Raw genomic sequence first — 17757 nt, 5'->3', positions numbered from 1 at the left:
GCCCGCGTCCCTGTACGCCCTGCCCCACCCCGCCGTACAATGCCGGTCCCGTCTCGATGCCGACAGACCGCCTAGCCATGCGTACCAGCCAGTTCCTGCTGTCCACCCTCAAAGAAACCCCTTCCGATGCCGTGGTGATCAGCCACCAGCTGCTGCTCCGTGCCGGCATGATCCGCAAGCTGGCCTCCGGTCTCTATACCTGGCTGCCGCTGGGCCTGCGCGTGCTGCGCAAGGTGGAAGCCGTGGTGCGTGAGGAAATGAACGCCACCGGCGCCCTGGAGGTGCTGATGCCGGCGATCCAGCCCGCCGAGCTGTGGCAGGAATCCGGCCGCTGGGAGCAGTACGGCCCCGAGCTGCTGCGCCTGAAGGACCGCCATCAGCGTGACTTCTGCGTGGGCCCGACCCACGAGGAAGTCATCACCGACCTGATGCGCAACGAGTTGAACAGCTACAAGCAGCTGCCGATCAACCTGTACCAGATCCAGACCAAGTTCCGTGACGAGATCCGCCCGCGCTTCGGCCTGATGCGCGGCCGCGAATTCGTGATGAAGGATGCCTATTCCTTCCACCTGAACCAGGCGTCGCTGCAGCAAACCTACGACGCCATGTACCAGGCGTACTGCAACGTCTTCAGCCGCCTGGGTCTGAATTTCCGTCCGGTGCAGGCCGACAACGGTTCCATCGGTGGCAGCGGTTCCCACGAATTCCATGTACTGGCCGGCTCCGGTGAAGACGACATCGTCTTCAGCGACAGCTCCGACTACGCCGCCAACATCGAGAAGGCCGAGGCCCTACCGCGGGAAACCGCGCGTGGCGCCGCCAGCGAAGAGTTGCGTCTGGTCGATACCCCCGACACCAAGACCATCGCCGATCTGGTGGAGAAATTCGGTCTGGCCATCGAGAAGACGGTGAAGACCCTGGTCGTGCGTGGCGCCGAGGAAGGCAAGCTGATCGCCCTGGTGGTCCGTGGCGATCACGAACTGAACGAGATCAAGGCGGCCAACCTGCCGGAAGTCGCCAGCCCCCTGGTGTTCGCCACCGAGCCCGAGATCCGCGCGGCCATCGGTGCCAGCCCTGGCTCCCTGGGCCCGATGAATCTGTCGATCCCCTGCATCGTCGATCGCTCGGTCGCCCTGATGAGCGACTTCGGCATCGGCGCCAACCAGGAAGACAAGCACTACTTCGGCGTCAACTGGGAACGCGATCTGCCGCTGCCCCAGGTCGCCGACCTGCGCAACGTGGTGGCCGGCGATCCGAGCCCCGATGGCCAGGGTACCCTGGTGATCAAGCGCGGCATCGAAGTGGGCCATATCTTCCAGCTGGGCACCAAGTACAGCGAGGCGATGAAGCTGTCGGTCCTGGGCGAGGAAGGCAAGCCTACCCTTCTCACCATGGGCTGCTACGGCATCGGCGTGTCCCGCGTGGTCGCCGCTGCCATCGAGCAGAACCATGACGAGCGCGGCATCCGCTGGCCGGCTGCCCTGGCACCGTTCAACGTCGCCCTGGTGCCGATGAAGTACGAGAACGCCGCGGTGAAGGAAGCGACCGATCGCCTCTATGGCGAACTGAAGGCCGCCGGCTTCGACGTGCTGCTGGACGACCGTGACAAGAAGACCAGCCCTGGCGTGAAGTTCGCCGACATGGAGCTGATCGGCATCCCTCATCGCCTGGTGGTGGGTGAGCGCGGCCTCAATGAAGGCCTGGTCGAATACAAGGGCCGTACCGACAGCGATAGCCACAACATCGCCCTGGCCGAGATCGTCGATTTCCTCAAGGCCCGCTGAGGGCTACCGTTCCAGGTCAGGCGTCCGTGCGCCTGACCTGGAAGTCGGTGAAGCCTTCACAGCCCACCTCCTCCAGCACCACCCCGGTCACCTGGGCCGCTGCCGGTCCCTGCCAGAGCCAGCGCTCCATATGGGCGAGGGCCTCGACCGAACCTTCCAGGTGGCACTCCACCCGGCCATCCGCCAGATTCCGCACCCAGCCGCTGACGCCCAGTCGCTGCGCCGCCTGCCGCGTGCTCTCGCGATAGTAGACGCCCTGTACGCGCCCACTGATCAGGCCACGACGCGCCGATCCGTCCCTCATCGCGGGGCACCCCTTTCTTCCAGCGCCGGCGCGACCCTGAGCCACTGGGCCACGCTCCCGGCCAGCAGCTCATGACGTTGTGCCTGCAGCCGCGCGAAAGCCGCCTGCAGCTGCGGATACCAGTCACCGGGAAAGCGTTCGGCGGGCGGCCAGCAATCCGGCGCAGGCGGCGCCCAGGGCGCGCGATCCAGCAGATCCAACAGCGCATAGCCATGCAGGTCACGGCAGAGCACCCAGTGGCCGCTGTCGTTCTGGCATACCAGACGCTCCTGTTGCAGGAAGGCCAGCACCGCATGCCATTCATGCTCCGGCAGCTTCCAGCCGGCCTGGTGCAGCCGCCCCAGGTGCAGGCTGGAGCCGCTCTGCTGGCGCTCCAGAAAGGCCCGCAGCACGGCGAGCAGGATGAAGAAGGCCGGCAGCGGCGCGCGGCGCCAGTGGTGGGTGGTGGACAGGCTGCAGACCACCTCCGCGCCCAGCAGCACGATCAGCCAGCAGACATAGATCCAGACCAGGAACAGCGGCACCGTGGCGAAGGCGCCATAGATCAGCTGGTAGCCGGGGAAATAGAAGACATAGAGACCGAACAGGCTCTTGGCCGCCTCGAACAGGACCCCGGTCAGGGCCCCGCCGATCAGCGCGTGGCGCAGCGGCACCCGGGTATTGGGGACGGCGGCATACATCAGGGTGAAGGCGGCGATGCTGAACAGCAACGGCGTGACCTTGAGCAGCGCCTGGGCACCGGACATGCCATAGGAGCCGAACACCAGGGCCACCGAGGCCAGGTAGGTGCTCATGGCGAAGCCGGCGCCCAGCAGCAGGGGCCCCAGGCTGAGCACCGCCCAGTAGAGCAGGAAGCTGGAGACCCCGCGCCGCGGAATGCGCACGCGCCAGATGTCGTTGAAGGTCTTTTCCACCGTCACCAGCATGAAGAAGGACGTCACGGCCAGCAGGGCCACGCCCAGCCAGGTCAGGTGGCGGGCCTGCTCGATGAAGTTGCGCAGGTACTCTTCCAGGGTCGCCCCGGTGGAGGGCACGAAGTTGCGGAAGATGAAGGCCTGGATCTGCACCTCGGTGCCCTGGAAGGCGGGTATCGCCGAGAGCATGGCGAAGGTCACGGTCATCACCGGGACCACGGCGAACAGGGTGGTGTAGGTCAGGGCCGCGGCGTTGTTGGGCGCCCGGTCCTCGATGAAGCGGTCGGCGAGGTAGCGAACGAAGGACAGCAGTTCACGCAAGCGGGCCGGCATTGGCGGTTCCTCGAAAGGCACGGTCAAGGGCTGGCGCGGCAGTCCTCGCCAACCCGCTACAATGGCCATCTTACCTTCTATGGATCAGCCTATGAGTGAAATCGTCCTCTATCACAATCCGCGCTGCTCGAAATCGCGAGCGGCGCTGGAGTTGCTGCAAAGCCGCGAGCTAGCTGTATCCGTGGTGCCCTACCTGGAGACGCCGCCGGATGCAGCCGCCTTGCGCGAGCTGCTCGCCAAGCTGGGCCTGGGCGCGCGCCAGTTGCTGCGCACCGGGGAGGAGGCCTATCGCGAATTGGGCCTCGCCGATCCGGCGCTGGACGAAGACGCGCTGATCGCGGCCATGGCCACCCATCCCAAACTGATCGAAAGACCCATCGCCGTATGCGGCGAACGCGCCGTCATCGGTCGTCCCCCCGAGCGTGTCCTGGAGATCCTGCAATGACCCCCGAAGCCTACGTCCTGGTGCTCTACTACAGCCGCCATGGTGCCACCGCCGAGATGGCTCGCCAGGTCGCCCGCGGGGTCGAGATGGCCGGCATGGCCGCGCGCCTGCGCACGGTGCCGGCGGTGTCCGCCGAGTGCGCCGCCGTCGCCCCGGCGGTGCCCGAGCAGGGTGCGGTCTATGCCACCCTCGATGATCTGCGCGATTGCGCGGCCCTCGCCCTGGGCAGCCCGACGCGCTACGGCAACATGGCCGCCGCCATGAAGTATTTTCTGGATGGAACCAACAGCCTCTGGCTGACCGGCGCCCTGGTGGACAAGCCCGCCGGGGTCTTCACCTCCACCGCCAGTCTGCATGGCGGCCAGGAGAGCACGCTGCTGTCCATGGCGCTGCCGCTCCTGCACCACGGCATGCTCATCACCGGCCTGCCCTACAGCGAGAGCGCCCTGCTGGAAACCAAGGGTGGCGGCACGCCCTATGGCCCGAGTCATTTCGCCGGGGCGGATGGCAAGCGCGCGCTGGACGAACAGGAGACGGCACTGTGCCGGGCCCTGGGCAAGCGCCTGGCGACCCTGGCGGGTCGCTTGCAGAAGAAGTAGTCGCCGGCGCGGCTACCAGCTCATGATTTCCTTGACGAAGGGAATGGTGAGCTTGCGTCGCGCCTGCAGCGAGGCCTGATCCAGGCGTTCGAGCATGTCGAACAGGGCATCCATGCTGCGGGTGTTGCGCGAGAGGATGAAGCGGCCGACCTCGTCGGTCAGGTGCAGGCCGCGGCGGGAGGCCCGCAGCTGCAGGGCGCGCAGCTTGTCTTCGTCGGACAGCGGACGTAACTGGAAGACCAGCGCCAGGGTTAGTCGCGACTTGAGATCGGCCAGTTGCACCGGCAATTGCCGCGGCGAAGCGGTACTGGAGATCAGCAACCGCTTGCCGGCATCGCGCAGGCGATTGAACAGGTGGAAGAGCGCCTCCTCCCAGCGCCGCTGGCCGGCCAGGGCATCGAGATCGTCGAGGCAGACCAGTTCGCACTGCTCGAGGTTGTCGAACAATTCGACGCCGTAGTCGGCCAGTTCACCCATGGGCAGGTAGATGGCGCGCTCGCCCAGTTCCTCCAGGCGGTGACAGGCGGCCTGCATCAGATGGCTGCGACCGGCGCCAGCGCCACCCCAGAGATAGATCAGACTTTCCGTCCAGCCGGCATCCGCATCGCAGAGACGCTCGACATAGCCGAGCGCCGCGGCATTGGCGCCAGGGTAGTAATTGACGAAGGTGGCGTCGTCACGCAGACGAATGCCCAGGGGCAGCTGTAAAGGCATCATGCCAGCTCGAACGGCTCTTGGCAGTTTCGCGAGGGCGCCAAGTCTAACCAAATCCCCGGTCCCTCGCAGCAGCCGCTTCAGTCTTGGGCGCTGGTCCTCATGGCCAGCGGAAATACAGGGTGGTACGCGCTGGCTGAGCGGATGGGGCCGGCTGGGCCGTAGGCGCGCTCGGCGTGGCCGTGGCGTCGACGGGTACCCCCTGAGTCGCCGGTGCCGGAGTGGCAGGGGCGGCCGGCGCCGAGGCGGGCTGCAGTCCGGCGAGACCGAGTTGCGCCTGCAACTGGTCCGGATTGGCGGTGAGGTCGTAGGTCAGCTGGGTCCCCTCGACCTTGACCAGGCGGCTCGACAGGGGCTCCAGGACTTTCTGCAGCTGGGCATAGCGCTCGAAATTGGAATTGTCGGCCACCAGCGTCAGCGGCTGGGTGGTGCCCGGACGGGAAACGAATTTCTTCGACAGGCGCGCGGCTACGTCCTGCAGTACCGCGGCAGCCAGGGCGTCCTGATCGGCCGCCTGGCTGCTGCCCTGCTCCGCGGCGCCGTTGTTCCACAGGCGCCACTGGGCCTGCCAGCCGTTGCCCTGGGGCTTGGCATGCACGGCTAGCAGGGCATTGGCGCCGTAGCGCTCGGAGGCCTGGCGCAGGGCGGTCGGGTCGTTGGCGTCGATGTTGGCGGCAGTGCCGGCCAGTTGCTCGTTGAGATCGGCCAACGGCAGGCGGATCGGCAGGCCGGCGCGCTGGGCGCCACGCTGGACGCCGGTGCTGGCGGGCTGGCCATCACCCACCAGGGCCGCCCCGCTGTCGGCGTCGTTGAGCCACCAGATCATCACCACCGGACGATTGGCGCCCCACACCGAGAGCCCCGCCTGGCCCAGGGCACGCTCGGTAGCGGCCGGGTCGAAGTTGGCCACCAGCACCTCCGGCGGGCCGGCGTCATAGCTGTACTGGCTGATAAGGGATTCGGGCGCCGCCAGGGCACTGGCGAGACCCGGGGTCTGGCCGGCCTGGGGATTACCGGTCAGGCGTCCGGCCAGCACCTGCAGAGCGCGCTTGAGGGCGGCATTGCGCTCGTCCGGTTGTTGCGAGGTCACCGGCTCGCGGACCTGGTAAAGGTTGTCCACCACCTCGGCGCGGGCGAGCGGACTCAGGACCAGCAGCGAAGCGAGCAACGGAAGGACGAGACGGCGCATGGCGATTCCATAGAAAGGGCAAGGGGCATACCTTAAAAGCCGCCCGATCCGCGAGCAAGGGCACTGGGTCGCGGGCTGCGCAGAAGGTAGCCGCAGAGACTGCCCGCCCGGCGAACGGATGGGCGACCAGGCTCAGACCACGGCGAGCTGGCCGGGTGCCATCGCCACCCGGACCGGAGGCCGCGGCGGGCCGCGTGCTTTGGCACGGCTTCTGGTAAAATCGCCCGCCTCATTGCCGGCTGGCGCCAGCCGGCTCGTTTCGCCATTAGCCAAAGGCCAGGATTCATGAGCAAACAACCCCAGCTGAGCTACAAGGACGCCGGTGTAGACATCGACGCCGGTGAGGCTCTGGTAGAACGCATCAAGGGCGTCGCCAAGCGCACCGCCCGCCCGGAAGTCATGGGCGGCCTGGGGGGCTTCGGTGCCCTGTGCGAGATCCCGGCAGGCTATCGCCAGCCGGTACTGGTCTCCGGCACCGACGGCGTCGGCACCAAGCTGCGCCTGGCCATGAACCTGGCCAAGCACGACAGCATCGGCATCGACCTGGTCGCCATGTGCGTCAACGACCTGGTGGTCTGCGGCGCCGAACCGCTGTTCTTCCTCGATTACTACGCCACCGGCAAGCTCAATGTCGACGTCGCCGCCCAGGTGGTGACCGGCATCGGCACCGGTTGCGAACAGGCGGGCTGCTCCCTGGTGGGTGGCGAGACCGCCGAGATGCCCGGCATGTACGAGGGCGAAGACTACGACCTGGCCGGCTTCTGCGTCGGCGTGGTGGAAAAGTCCGAGATCATCGACGGTTCCAAGGTGGCCACCGGTGACGCCCTGATCGCCCTGCCCTCCTCCGGGCCGCACTCCAACGGCTATTCGCTGATCCGCAAGATCATCGAGGTGGCCGGCGCCGACATCGAGAACATCCAGCTCGACGGCCAGCCGCTGACCGAACTGCTGATGGCGCCCACCCGCATCTATGTGAAGCCGCTGCTCAAGCTGATCAAGGACACCGGCGCGGTCAAGGCCATGGCCCACATCACCGGTGGCGGTCTGCTGGACAACATCCCGCGCGTGCTGCCCGAGGGCGCCCAGGCGGTGCTCGACGTGGCCAGCTGGCAGCGTCCGGCGGTGTTCGACTGGCTGCAGCAGCAGGGCAACGTCGACGAGACCGAGATGCACCGCGTGCTGAACTGCGGCGTGGGCATGGTCATCTGCGTGGCCCAGGATCAGGTCGAAGGCGCCCTGCAGGTGCTGGGTGCCGAGGGCGAGCAGCCCTGGGTCATCGGCCGTATCGAACAGGCCGCCGAGGGCGCCGACCAGGTCGTGCTGAACAATCTGAAACAGCACGGATGAGTTCTGCCGACTGCGCCGTGGTGGTGCTCATCTCCGGCCACGGCAGCAACCTGCAAGCCCTGATCGACGCCGCTACACCACCGGTGCGGATCGCCGCGGTGATCGCCAACCGCGCCGAGGCCTATGGCCTGGAGCGGGCCCGCCAGACGGGGATCGCCACCCGGGTCATCGACCATCGCGACCACGGCGATCGCGACAGCTTCGATGCGGCCCTGGCGGCCGCCATCGATGCCCAGGGCGCTGATCTGGTTGTCCTGGCCGGCTTCATGCGCATCCTCACGCCAGCCTTCGTGCGGCGCTACCAGGGTCGCCTGCTCAATATCCATCCCTCGCTGCTGCCACTGTACAAGGGCCTGCACACCCACCAGCGCGCCCTTGACGCCGGCGATGCCTGGCACGGCTGCAGCGTGCACTTCGTCACCGAAGAACTGGATGGCGGTCCGGTCGTCCTGCAGTCGCGGGTGCCAGTGCGGGCCGAAGACACGGCGGAGAGCCTCGCGACACGGGTACACGCCGCCGAGCACCTCCTTTATCCTGTGGCCGTGCGGTTGTTCGCCGAAGGTCGTCTGCGGCTGGGTACCCTGGGTGCCGAGCTCGATGGCGAGGCATTGCCGCCTACCGGGGCCACGTTGCCGTCACTGACGGCCGCGGCCTCCCTTTCTTGATCCAAGGAGAAACTGATGCGACGTCTGTTGTTCCTATTGGCCACCCTCTGCAGCGCCTCGGCCTTCGCCTTCGACCTGCAGCCGTTCACGGCCAGCTACACCGCCGACTGGAAGCAGATGCCGGTCAGCGGCTCGGCCGAACGCTCGCTGGAGAAAGAAACCGATGGTCGCTGGGAGCTGAAGTTCGAAGCCTCCATGCTGGTCGCCGGCCTCAACGAATCCAGCACCTTCCGCCGCGAAGGCGAAGCCTTCCTGCCGGACACCTACCAGTACAAGCGCAGCGGGCTGGGCAAGAGCCGCGAGAGCGAACTGACCTTCGACTGGGCCGCCAAGAAGGTCACCGGCAAGGACAAGGACGATCCGGTCAGCCTGCCACTGGATCGTGGTCTGCTGGACAAGTCGACCTACCAGCTCAAGCTGCAGCAGGACGTGGCCGACGGCAAGAAGAGCATGAGCTACCAGATCGTCGACGGTGACAGCATCGACACCTACGACTTCCGCGTCATCGGTCCGGAGCGGATCCGCACCCCGCTGGGTCTGTTCGATGCCATTAAGGTAGAGCGCGTGCGTGATCCCACCAAGAGCAGCCGCAAGACCGAACTGTGGTTCGCCAAGGATTGGGACTATCTGCTGGTACGTCTCTACCAGCAGGAGAGCGACGGCAAGGAATACCAGACCAGCCTCAAGGAAGGCTCGGTCAACGGGCGCACGGTGAAAGGCGCCAACTGATCCTGGCGGCAAGCGGAACGCCCTCTTCGGAGGGCGTTTTCTTTCGTACGCCCAAGCAGGCGTGACAGCTGCCGCTCGCGGCAGGCGAGTAAGTACCCAGCAGCGCTTCTCGGGCAATGTCCATCTGCGCCTATCGCGGCCATGGGCCGCTCCTACACCCTTGCGGATCCCGTAGGAGCGGTCCATGGCCACAGGACGACAATCGCGGGCGCGACAGATTGTCGCAGAAGTTGTAACGACTTGTTGCCGAGATACGCCTTGGTCCTGAAGCGAAACGCTCTAGTATGGGTTTTCAAGCCCTGCCGTAGTGCGGGCTCGACCAAGGAGATACAGCATGACCATTACCGTAACTGAACGTGACGAAGACCATATGTCCCGCGAAGCCCGTGGCCTGGGCATGCATCTGTGGGACGTGAAACAGGAAGGGGAATTGGTCGGCGTCTACCAGAGCGAAGCCGATGCCCTGCAGTACAAGGAGCAGATCGAACACGAAGGCGCGTCGCACGCCGAGTGAGTCGAAAGACCTTTTTACCGACTGCCTGAAAAAGGCCCGTCTCTTGGAGGCGGGCCTTTTTCGTTCCAGGGTGGAACGAGGAGTTGGGGTAGGCTGGGTTGAGCGGGTAAAGCCCAACATCATCTGGCTCAACATTGTGCTCGGCACCCCTCACCCCAGCCTTCTCCCAGGGGGAGAGGGGTAGTCCGGCGCGGGTGTTGGGCCTCACCGGGCTCGACCCAACCAACAGCGTCGCAGGTTGGGTTGAGACAGCCCCAACGTCGAAGCCCAACAAGCCCAACCTTGGGTCAGCGCAGCAACTCGTCGGCGAAGACCTTGTCCAGGGTGATGGGCAGATCCCGGACCCGCTTGCCGGTGGCGTGGAAGATGGCGTTGGCAATGGCTGCCGCCACCCCGACGATACCGATCTCGCCGATGCCCTTGGCGCCCAGCGGATTGACGATCTCGTCGTGCTCCTCGACGAAGATCACGTCCAGCTGCTGGATGTCGGCCTGCACCGGGAAGTGGTATTCGGCGAGGCTGTGGTTCATCCAGCGGCCTTCGTGGGTGTCCATCATCCCCTCTTCCTGCAGGCCCATGCCGATGCCCCAGACGATCCCACCGGCCACCTGGTTCTCGCCGGTTTTGAGATTGAGGATGCGACCGGCGGCCACCGCGGTGACCACGCGACTGACCTGGACGCTGCCGAAGTCTTCATCGACCTTGACCTCGACGAACACCGCCGAGTGGGTACCGGTGGCGTAGTTGTCGCGCTCTTCCGCTGGCTCGGCGCTGGCCAGGGTTTCCATGGACGGCGACCCCGAAGCCTTGAGGATGGCGGTGAAGTCGACACGCCGGGCCGGATCGGTCTTGAGGCTGATGCCGCCATCGGCGAACACCACCTGCTCCAGCTCCGCCTTGGCCAGCGGCGAATCATCCATTTCCTTGGCCGCATCCAGCAGTTGCTGACGCAGCTGATCGCAGGCCAGTTTCACGGCGGTGCCCACCGAGGACACGGTAAAGGAACCGCCCTCGAGGGGTGCCTTGGGCAGGGTGGAATCACCGAGCTTGAAGGTCACCTTGTCCAGCGGCAGACCGAGGTTCTCGGCGGCGATCTGGGTCATCACCGTATAGGTGCCGGTGCCGATGTCGGCCGTGGCACTGGCCACCACCAGGCTGCCGTCGATGTTCATCACCGCCTTGGCGGTGGCGGGTTGCTGCATGGCTTCCCAGACCCCGGTGGCCATGCCCCAGCCCACCAGCTGGTTGCCGTCGCGCATGGAGCGCGGCGCCATGCTGCGCCGTTCCCAGCCGAAACGCTCGGCCGCCTGGCGATAGCATTCCAGCAATTCCTTGCTGGAATAGGGCTTGCCCTTGGCCGGATCCGTATCGGTGAAGTTGCGAATGCGCAATTCCAGCGGATCGATGTCGGCGGCATAGGCCAGTTCGTCCATGGCGCTTTCCAGCGCATAGACGCCCAGCACCGCGCCGGGGGCGCGCATGTCCAGCGGGGTGTAGACGTCCAGCGCGGCCAGTTGATAGGCCAGCTTGATGTTGGGGCAGGCATAGAGCGATGCCGACCAGACCAGCACCATCTCGGTGAAGTCTTCGAACCGCGAGGTGATGCCGAGGGCGCTATGGTCGATGGCCTGCAGCTTGCCGTCGCTGTCGCAAGCCAGCTTGATCTGCTGATAGGTCTCGGGACGATAGCCGAAGGTAAACATCTGCTGGCGGGTCAGGGTGACCCGCACCGAGCGCTTGAGCTGCAGCGCGGCCATGGTCGCCAGCACCAGCTGGTACTGCGGACGCAGGCCGGAACCGAAGGCGCCACCGACAAAGGGCGAGATGACCTTCACGTCGCCCTCGCCCAGCCCGAAGATGCTGCTGACGAACTGGGCGCTGTTCTGCACGCCCTGGGTCTTGTCGTGCACCGTCAGCTTGCCATCCTTGTGGTAGATGACGGTGGACGCGTGCATCTCCATGGGGTTATGGAATTCCGCCGCGGAGTGGTATTCGGCTTCGATGCGGGTAGGCGCCGCGGCCCAGGCTGCTGGGGCATTGCCCCGATTCTCCGGCAACTCCATGGGCGCTTCGTGGGCCTGGTCGCGAGCCTGGGCCAGGTCGGTGGCGTGCTCCTCTTCGCTGTAGTGGGCGCGGATCAGTGAGGCGGCGTGACGCGCGGCCTCGAAGGTCTCGGCCACCACCAAGGCGATGGGCTGGCCACTGTAGAGGATGCGGTCGTTGTACAGCGGCCGAAAAGGCTTGCCGTCAGCCGCATCCATGTCGGTATAGCTCTCGTCGTAGCTGGCCATCTTGGGTCGATTGAGATGGCTGAGCACCTCGATCACGCCCGGCTGGGCCAGGGCTTCGCTGACGTCCAGGCCGAGCAGGCGACCCTTGGTGATGGTGGCGTTGACCACGAAACCAAAGGCCAGATCCGGCACGCTGAATTCGCCGGCATAGAGCGCCTGGCCGGTGACCTTGAGCGGACCATCGACGCGGGGAACGGCTTTTTGCAGATGGACGACGGTCATTGCAGGGTACCTCCGGCGGCTTCGGTAAGGGCACGCACGATGGCGCGCCGGGCCAGTTCGATCTTGAAGCTGTTATGGGCAAAACCCTGGGCGCCCTGCAGCAGGCGATCGGCCAGCTGACCGAAGGCCGCCTTGTCCGCCACCTGGCCGACCAGCGCCTGCTCGGCCTCCGGCAGCCGCCAGGGCTTGTGGGCTACGCCGCCCAGGGCGACACGGACCTGCCTGATACGCTCGCCATCCAGTTCCAGCGCTGCCGCCACCGAGACCAGGGCGAAGGCATAGGAGGCGCGGTCGCGGATCTTCAGGTAGGCGCTGTGGGCAGCCAGGCTTTCGGCTGGCAGGGTCACGGCGGTGATGAGTTCGTCGGCGGCGAGGTTGGTATCGCGCTCGGGGGTATCGCCGGGCAGCCGATGGAAGTCGGCGAAGTCAATGACCCGCTCGCCGTTCGGACCGCTCACCTCGACCCGGGCTTCCAGCGCAGCCAGGGCCACGCACATGTCCGAAGGATGGGTGGCGATGCACTGCTCGCTGTGGCCGAGGATGGCGTGGATGCGATTCTGTCCTTCACGGGCGCCGCAGCCGGAGCCGGGCTCGCGCTTGTTGCAAGGAGTGCCCACGTCATAGAAGTAGTAGCAGCGGGTACGCTGCAGCAGGTTGCCGCCGGTGGAGGCCATGTTGCGCAGTTGCGGGGAAGCGCCGGCAAGGATGGCCTTGGCCAGCAGCGGATAGCGACGCTGCACCTCGGGGTGGTAGGCCACCTCGGCGTTCTTGACCAGGGCGCCGATGCGCAGGCCGCCTTCGGAGGTGGTCTCGACCTCGCGCAAGGGCAGGCCGTTGACGTCAATCAGTTGCTCGGGGCGCTCGACGTTTTCCTTCATCAGGTCCAGCAGGTTGGTGCCGCCGGCGATGAAATGGGTCTGGGGGCCATGCTGGCGGATGGCATCGGGCACGGCGTTGGGCTTGGCATAACCGAAGCGGTTCATTCGCGGCCCTCCCCTTGCTGGCAATCCGGACGCGCCCGCTCGATGGCGGCGCGGATGTTGCGATAGGCGCCGCAGCGGCAGAGGTTGCCGCTCATCTGCTCGGCTACCTCGGCCTCGCTGTGGGCGTGGCCTTCCTTGAGCATGCCGATGGCCGAACAGATCTGGCCAGGCGTGCAATAGCCGCACTGGAAGGCGTCTTCGGCCACGAAGGCGGCCTGCATGGGGTGCAGCTGGTCGCCCTGGGCCAGGCCCTCGACGGTGGTGACCTCGGCGCCATCCTGCATGACCGCCAGGGCCAGACAGCTGTTGATACGGGTGCCATTGACCAGGACGGTACAGGCGCCGCACTGACCATGGTCGCAACCCTTCTTGGTGCCGGTCAGGTCGAGGTGGTCGCGCAAGAGATCGAGCAGCGTGGTCCAGGGCTCCACGGCCAGTTGCAGCTGCTTGCCGTTGAGAGTCAGGGCGATGGTATGGGACTCGGGTTCGGCCAGGGGCTGGACCTGGCGCGCGGGGGTGGCGTTCATGGCGGACCTCACGGTTAAAGCCGCGGGGTGCAGATTGCCCCCGTGGTCGGAATAGGCGGTAGCAGCGAAGGGCCACCTCAGGTAAGGGACTGTCCCCGACCAGAACCGGTTCAGCACCCCTGCCCAACGGTATTCAACGTAACGTTGAAAGCCGCTCAGCGAAATGGTGAGAGTGCCGATCCAGAGCCTCTCTCCAGGGACAGGACACATTCGGTATGGCGCCTGTTCGTGCCAGCAGCCCAGTGGCCTGAACCCCACTGCCACCGGGGTAGTCATCAGAACTCCCGTGATGTGCCCCTAACGATGAGAATCCAACCATGGCTTCCGACTCCGATGCACGCTGGCGCCTGTCGCGACGGCAGTTTCTCGGCACCTCCGCGGTGCTGGTGGCGACCAGCGCCATTCCCGGCTACACCTTCGCCCAGGCCAGTGGCGGCGCGCCCCTGACGCCCCAGGCCATCGCCGCGCGGCTGCCGCAATTGCTGCCGCTGACCCTGCAGATCAATGGCGAGGCGCGCAGGCTCAAGGTCGACAGCCGCACCACCCTGCTCGATGCCCTGCGCGAGAACCTGCACCTCACGGGCACCAAGAAGGGGCTGCGACCATGGCCAGTGCGGCGCCTGCACGGTGCTGGTGAACGGCCAGCGCATCAACAGCTGCCTGAGCCTGGCGGCCATGCACGAAGGCGACACCATCACCACCATCGAAGGCCTGGGCAACGCCGAGCGCCTGCATCCCATGCAGGCGGCCTTCCTGGCCAAGGACGGTTTCCAGTGCGGCTATTGCACCCCAGGGCAGATCTGCTCGGCGGTGGCCCTGCTGGACGAGGTCAAGGCTGGCATGCCCAGTCACGTCTCCGCGAGTCTCGACGGGCCGATGCGGCTGAGCGAGGAAGAGATCCGCGAGCGCATGAGCGGCAACCTCTGCCGCTGCAGCGCCTATCCCAACATCGTCGCGGCCATCCAGATGGCGGGGGGCCAGGCATGAGAGTCTTCGACTATCGACGCGTGCAGACCGAAGCCGATGCCAGCCGCCAGGGCGTCCAGGCGGGCAGTCGCTTCATCGCCGGGGGCACCAATCTGCTGGACCTGATGAAGCTGGAGATCGAAACGCCCAGCCAGGTGCTGGACATCAATCGCCTGCAGCTGGACCAGATCAGCGCCACCCAGGAGGGCGGCCTGCGCATCGGTACCCTGGTCCGCAATTCCACCCTGGCCGCCGATGCCCGGGTACGGGAGCGCTATCCGGTGCTCTCCCGCGCGCTACTGGCCGGCGCCTCGGCGCAACTGCGCAACAAGGCCACCACCGGCGGCAACCTCCTGCAGCGCACCCGTTGCTCCTACTTCTACAACACCGCCATGCCCTGCAACAAACGCCAACCCGGCAGCGGTTGCGCGGCCCTGAGCGGCTTCAATCGGATGAACGCGGTGATCGGCGCCAGCGACCAGTGCATCGCCGTGCATCCCTCCGACATGGCAGTGGCCATGCGGGTGCTGGACGCCACGGTGGAAACCCGGGAAGCCACTGGCCGCACCCGGCGCATTCCTATCGCCGACTTCCATCGCCTGCCCGGTGACACCCCGCAGATCGAGACGGTGCTGCAACCCGGCGAACTCATCACCGCCGTGACCCTGCCACCGCCACCGCCCGGCATCCAGGTCTATCGCAAGGTGCGTGATCGTGCCTCCTATGCCTTCGCCCTGGTGTCCATGGCCGCCATCGTCGAACTGGACGGCACGCGTATCCGCAGCGGTCGCGCGGCGTTCGGCGGCCTGGCGCACAAGCCCTGGCGGGTGGCGGCGGCCGACCGGGCCTTTGCCGGCCAGGCCGTGGACAGCGATCTGGCGGCCGTGGGCGATGCCCTGCTCGCCGGAGCCCGTGGCTATGGCCACAACGATTTCAAACTCGAGCTGACCCGTCGCATCCTGCGCGCCGGGGTGGCCTACGCTCGCCAACAGGCCTGAGGACAGCAGCATGGAAATGAATGAACCCGCTGGCCGCAACCTGATCGATGAGAATCGCGGCGGCCTGATCGGCAAGCCCATCGATCGCGTCGACGGCCTGCTCAAGGTCACCGGCCAGGCGCCCTACAGCTTCGAATTCCGCAACGACCGCGTCGCCTATGGCTTCATCGTCGGCGCCACCATTGCCAAGGGCCGCATCCGGCGCCTGGACACCTCGGCTGCGGAAAGCGCGCCGGGGGTGCTCAGCGTGCTGACCTATCGCAATGCGCCGCGCCAGGCCGCCCGCGAGCCGGACAACAGCGGCCGCTTCACCCGGCCCAAGCCCTACCTAGACAGCGACCAGGTGCGCTATTTCGGCGAACCCGTGGCCTTCGTGGTGGCCGAGACCTTCGAGGAGGCGCGCCTGGCGGCGGCCCTGGTGGAGATCGACTACGCGGCCGAGCCGGGCGTCTTCGACCTGGCCGCCAACCTCGGCCAGGCGGTCAAGCCGCCGGATGCCGATCAGCCCACCGACACCGCCTCCGGCGATGTGGATGCCGCCTTTGCCCGGGCGCCGATCAAGCTCGACGAGCGCTATACCACGCCCTACCACATCCACGCGCAGATGGAGCCCCACGCCAGCCTCGCCCAGTGGGACGGCGACCGGGTGACGATCTATTGCTCCACCCAATTCGTCGAGCAGGCGCAGAGTTGCGTGGCCAATACCCTGCAGCTGCCCAAGGACAAGGTGCGGATCGTGGCGCGCTATATCGGTGGCGGCTTTGGCGGCAAGTTGCCGATCTATGCCGACGCCCTGATCGGCGCCATGGCCGCCCGCGCCATCGGTCGGCCGGTCAAGGTCACCCTCACCCGCCAGCAGATGTTCCAGATCACCGATCACCGCTCGGCCACCGTGCAGCGCATCCGCCTGGGCGCCGACCGCGATGGCCGTATCCAGGCGATGGCCCACGAGGGCTGGTCCCATTCCGCTCGCGGCCTGACCTACTACGAACCCACTGGTCTGTCCTCGCGCACCCTCTATGCCGGCGATGACCGCCTGGTGGCGCACCGCATGGTCGAGCTGGATCTGCCCGAGTCCGGCTCCTGCCGGGCGCCCGGCGAAGCCGTGGGGATGCTCGCCAGCGAAAGCGCCATGGACGAACTGGCGGTCATGCTCGCTCTCGATCCCATCGAGCTGCGCATCCGCAATGAACCCAGCCGGGACCCGGAAAAGCATATCCCCTTCTCCTCCCGCAAGCTGGTGGAGTGCATGCAGGACGGGGCCCGCCGCTTCGGCTGGAACCGGCGCAATGCCAAGCCCGGCCAGGTGCGTGACGGCGACTGGCTGATCGGCATGGGCATGGCCGCGGCCAGTCGCGCCAACATGCTCAGGCCGTCCCAGGCCGGGGTACGCCTGGAGGCCGATGGCACGGCCACGGTAAAGACCTCGATGACCGACATCGGCACCGGGACCTACACCATCCTGGCGCAGATCGCCGGCGAGTCGCTCGGCTTGCCGGTGGAGCGGGTCAAGGTGCTGCTGGGCGACAGCGACGATCCGGCCGGGGCCGGCTCCGGCGGCTCCTTCGGGGCGGCCAGTTCCGGTTCCTCGGTCTATGTCGCCTGCGAGAATCTGCGCCTGAAGGCGGCGCAAGCGGCGGGCATCGACCCGGCCAGCGCCCGCTTCGTCGGCGGTCGGCTGATCGCCGACAACGGCAGTCGCGACCTCGCCGAACTGGCGCGCGAGCACGATCTCCAGGCCATCGGCGAGATCAAGCCGGGGCAGACGCTCAAGGACTATTCCCAGCAGGGCTACGGAGCCTTCTTCGCCGAGGTGGGGGTGCACGCCCTCACCGGCGAGATCCGCCTGCGGCGCATGCTCGGGGTGTTCGCCGCGGGGCGCATCCTCAACGAGAAGACCGCCCATTCGCAGATGCTCGGCGGGATGATCTGGGGGGTGGGCAGCGCCCTGCACGAAGACGGAGTGATCGATACCCGCCACGGCCACTTCGTCAATCATGACCTGGCCGACTACCACTACCCCTGCCACCTGGACATCCCGGCCATCGAAGCCCATTTCCTGCCGGAAGTGGACGACAAGGCCAATCCGCTGAAGATCAAGGGCGTCGGCGAGCTGGGCATCTGTGGCGCCGGGGCCGCCCTCGCCAACGCCGTCTACAACGCCTGCGGGGTGCGCATCCGCGACTATCCGCTGACGGTGGACAAGGTGCTGGCCGGGCTCAAGACGGCCTAG

The 17757-nt window shown here is 66.6% G+C and carries 16 protein-coding genes and 1 pseudogene; 10 read left to right on the top strand and 7 right to left on the bottom strand.

Annotated elements, in window-relative coordinates; translation table 11 throughout:
* Window positions 1-77 precede the first annotated feature (77 nt).
* Window positions 78-1784, top strand: coding sequence for a proline--tRNA ligase (locus QE393_RS04215; RefSeq protein ID WP_273809078.1), 1707 nt, complete (start codon window positions 78-80; stop codon window positions 1782-1784).
* 16 nt (window positions 1785-1800) lie between these two features.
* Here the strand turns inward: QE393_RS04215 and QE393_RS04210 are convergent, their stop codons facing one another.
* Together QE393_RS04210 and QE393_RS04205 are read right to left on the bottom strand one after the other, a co-directional pair.
* Entirely contained in the window at window positions 1801-2088 is a 288-nt protein-coding gene (locus QE393_RS04210) for an acylphosphatase (RefSeq protein ID WP_273809077.1), read from the bottom strand.
* A complete protein-coding gene (locus QE393_RS04205; RefSeq protein ID WP_273809076.1) occupies window positions 2085-3335 on the bottom strand; it encodes a YihY family inner membrane protein in 1251 nt (416 codons plus the stop codon). The genes QE393_RS04210 and QE393_RS04205 overlap by 4 nt, the downstream gene beginning before the upstream one ends.
* Before the next feature lie 91 nt (window positions 3336-3426).
* Here QE393_RS04205 and arsC point away from each other — a divergent pair, with 91 nt between their 5' ends.
* The gene (gene arsC, locus QE393_RS04200) at window positions 3427-3780 is read left to right on the top strand and encodes an arsenate reductase (glutaredoxin) (protein WP_273809075.1); all 354 of its coding nucleotides are present in this window, start codon (window positions 3427-3429) and stop codon (window positions 3778-3780) included.
* A complete protein-coding gene (gene wrbA, locus QE393_RS04195; RefSeq protein WP_273809074.1) occupies window positions 3777-4379 on the top strand; it encodes an NAD(P)H:quinone oxidoreductase in 603 nt (200 codons plus the stop codon). Before arsC ends, wrbA begins: the two co-directional genes overlap by 4 nt.
* Window positions 4380-4391: 12 nt before the next feature.
* On the opposite strand, the gene hda is transcribed toward wrbA, so the two are convergent.
* Window positions 4392-5096: a DnaA regulatory inactivator Hda gene (gene hda, locus QE393_RS04190; protein WP_273809073.1), complete on the bottom strand. Its 705-nt coding sequence runs from the start codon at window positions 5094-5096 to the stop codon at window positions 4392-4394.
* A gap of 97 nt (window positions 5097-5193) precedes the next feature.
* Window positions 5194-6282 (bottom strand): DUF2066 domain-containing protein, encoded by a 1089-nt coding sequence (locus QE393_RS04185; protein WP_273809072.1) that lies wholly within the window; start codon window positions 6280-6282, stop codon window positions 5194-5196.
* Window positions 6283-6567: 285 nt separating this feature from the next.
* On the opposite strand from QE393_RS04185, the gene purM reads away from it, so the two are divergent.
* The 4 genes from purM (at window position 6568) to QE393_RS04165 (ending at window position 9537) form a co-directional block, all read left to right on the top strand.
* A complete protein-coding gene (purM, locus tag QE393_RS04180; RefSeq protein WP_273809071.1) occupies window positions 6568-7629 on the top strand; it encodes a phosphoribosylformylglycinamidine cyclo-ligase in 1062 nt (353 codons plus the stop codon).
* On the top strand, window positions 7626-8294 hold the full coding sequence (gene purN / locus QE393_RS04175; RefSeq protein WP_310042249.1) for a phosphoribosylglycinamide formyltransferase: 669 nt from the start codon (window positions 7626-7628) through the stop codon (window positions 8292-8294). The genes purM and purN overlap by 4 nt, the downstream gene beginning before the upstream one ends.
* Before the next feature lie 15 nt (window positions 8295-8309).
* Entirely contained in the window at window positions 8310-9023 is a 714-nt protein-coding gene (locus QE393_RS04170; protein WP_273809069.1) for a DUF3108 domain-containing protein, read from the top strand.
* A gap of 334 nt (window positions 9024-9357) precedes the next feature.
* Window positions 9358-9537 (top strand): hypothetical protein, encoded by a 180-nt coding sequence (locus QE393_RS04165; protein ID WP_273809068.1) that lies wholly within the window; start codon window positions 9358-9360, stop codon window positions 9535-9537.
* A gap of 287 nt (window positions 9538-9824) precedes the next feature.
* Here QE393_RS04165 and QE393_RS04160 read toward each other — a convergent pair whose 3' ends face one another.
* Genes QE393_RS04160 through QE393_RS04150 form a run of 3 tightly spaced genes read right to left on the bottom strand, consistent with a single transcriptional unit; the run spans window position 9825 to window position 13560 of the window.
* The gene (locus tag QE393_RS04160) at window positions 9825-12050 is read right to left on the bottom strand and encodes a xanthine dehydrogenase family protein molybdopterin-binding subunit (RefSeq protein WP_310042248.1); all 2226 of its coding nucleotides are present in this window, start codon (window positions 12048-12050) and stop codon (window positions 9825-9827) included.
* Complete coding sequence (locus QE393_RS04155; protein ID WP_273809066.1) at window positions 12047-13033, bottom strand: xanthine dehydrogenase family protein subunit M; 987 nt, start codon at window positions 13031-13033, stop codon at window positions 12047-12049. The genes QE393_RS04160 and QE393_RS04155 overlap by 4 nt, the downstream gene beginning before the upstream one ends.
* Window positions 13030-13560: a (2Fe-2S)-binding protein gene (locus QE393_RS04150; protein ID WP_133859726.1), complete on the bottom strand. Its 531-nt coding sequence runs from the start codon at window positions 13558-13560 to the stop codon at window positions 13030-13032. The genes QE393_RS04155 and QE393_RS04150 overlap by 4 nt, the downstream gene beginning before the upstream one ends.
* A gap of 317 nt (window positions 13561-13877) precedes the next feature.
* On the opposite strand from QE393_RS04150, the pseudogene paoA reads away from it, so the two are divergent.
* From paoA to QE393_RS04135, 3 genes and pseudogenes are all read left to right on the top strand, one after another.
* A pseudogene (gene paoA, locus QE393_RS04145) lies at window positions 13878-14547 on the top strand (aldehyde dehydrogenase iron-sulfur subunit PaoA).
* A complete protein-coding gene (locus QE393_RS04140) occupies window positions 14544-15524 on the top strand; it encodes a xanthine dehydrogenase family protein subunit M (RefSeq protein ID WP_310042245.1) in 981 nt (326 codons plus the stop codon). The pseudogene paoA and the gene QE393_RS04140 overlap by 4 nt, the downstream one beginning before the upstream one ends.
* Window positions 15525-15534: 10 nt before the next feature.
* The gene (locus QE393_RS04135; protein WP_273809062.1) at window positions 15535-17757 is read left to right on the top strand and encodes a xanthine dehydrogenase family protein molybdopterin-binding subunit; all 2223 of its coding nucleotides are present in this window, start codon (window positions 15535-15537) and stop codon (window positions 17755-17757) included.

It is taken from the genome of Pseudomonas sp. SORGH_AS_0211 (assembly GCF_031453455.1).
In the GTDB taxonomy this organism is placed as follows: domain Bacteria; phylum Pseudomonadota; class Gammaproteobacteria; order Pseudomonadales; family Pseudomonadaceae; genus Chryseomonas; species Chryseomonas aestiva.
This window is presented reverse-complemented; position numbering and strand designations above follow the sequence as displayed.

What these genes read in the sequence shown, in the direction of transcription:
- QE393_RS04215 (WP_273809078.1), top strand. Translation starts at nt 78, where the DNA reads ATGCGTACCAGCCAGTTCCTGCTGTCCACCCTCAAAGAAACCCCTTCC.
- QE393_RS04210 (WP_273809077.1), bottom strand. Translation starts at nt 2,088, where the DNA reads ATGAGGGACGGATCGGCGCGTCGTGGCCTGATCAGTGGGCGCGTACAG.
- QE393_RS04205 (WP_273809076.1), bottom strand. Translation starts at nt 3,335, where the DNA reads ATGCCGGCCCGCTTGCGTGAACTGCTGTCCTTCGTTCGCTACCTCGCC.
- arsC (WP_273809075.1), top strand. Translation starts at nt 3,427, where the DNA reads ATGAGTGAAATCGTCCTCTATCACAATCCGCGCTGCTCGAAATCGCGA.
- wrbA (WP_273809074.1), top strand. Translation starts at nt 3,777, where the DNA reads ATGACCCCCGAAGCCTACGTCCTGGTGCTCTACTACAGCCGCCATGGT.
- hda (WP_273809073.1), bottom strand. Translation starts at nt 5,096, where the DNA reads ATGATGCCTTTACAGCTGCCCCTGGGCATTCGTCTGCGTGACGACGCC.
- QE393_RS04185 (WP_273809072.1), bottom strand. Translation starts at nt 6,282, where the DNA reads ATGCGCCGTCTCGTCCTTCCGTTGCTCGCTTCGCTGCTGGTCCTGAGT.
- purM (WP_273809071.1), top strand. Translation starts at nt 6,568, where the DNA reads ATGAGCAAACAACCCCAGCTGAGCTACAAGGACGCCGGTGTAGACATC.
- purN (WP_310042249.1), top strand. Translation starts at nt 7,626, where the DNA reads ATGAGTTCTGCCGACTGCGCCGTGGTGGTGCTCATCTCCGGCCACGGC.
- QE393_RS04170 (WP_273809069.1), top strand. Translation starts at nt 8,310, where the DNA reads ATGCGACGTCTGTTGTTCCTATTGGCCACCCTCTGCAGCGCCTCGGCC.
- QE393_RS04165 (WP_273809068.1), top strand. Translation starts at nt 9,358, where the DNA reads ATGACCATTACCGTAACTGAACGTGACGAAGACCATATGTCCCGCGAA.
- QE393_RS04160 (WP_310042248.1), bottom strand. Translation starts at nt 12,050, where the DNA reads ATGACCGTCGTCCATCTGCAAAAAGCCGTTCCCCGCGTCGATGGTCCG.
- QE393_RS04155 (WP_273809066.1), bottom strand. Translation starts at nt 13,033, where the DNA reads ATGAACCGCTTCGGTTATGCCAAGCCCAACGCCGTGCCCGATGCCATC.
- QE393_RS04150 (WP_133859726.1), bottom strand. Translation starts at nt 13,560, where the DNA reads ATGAACGCCACCCCCGCGCGCCAGGTCCAGCCCCTGGCCGAACCCGAG.
- QE393_RS04140 (WP_310042245.1), top strand. Translation starts at nt 14,544, where the DNA reads ATGAGAGTCTTCGACTATCGACGCGTGCAGACCGAAGCCGATGCCAGC.
- QE393_RS04135 (WP_273809062.1), top strand. Translation starts at nt 15,535, where the DNA reads ATGGAAATGAATGAACCCGCTGGCCGCAACCTGATCGATGAGAATCGC.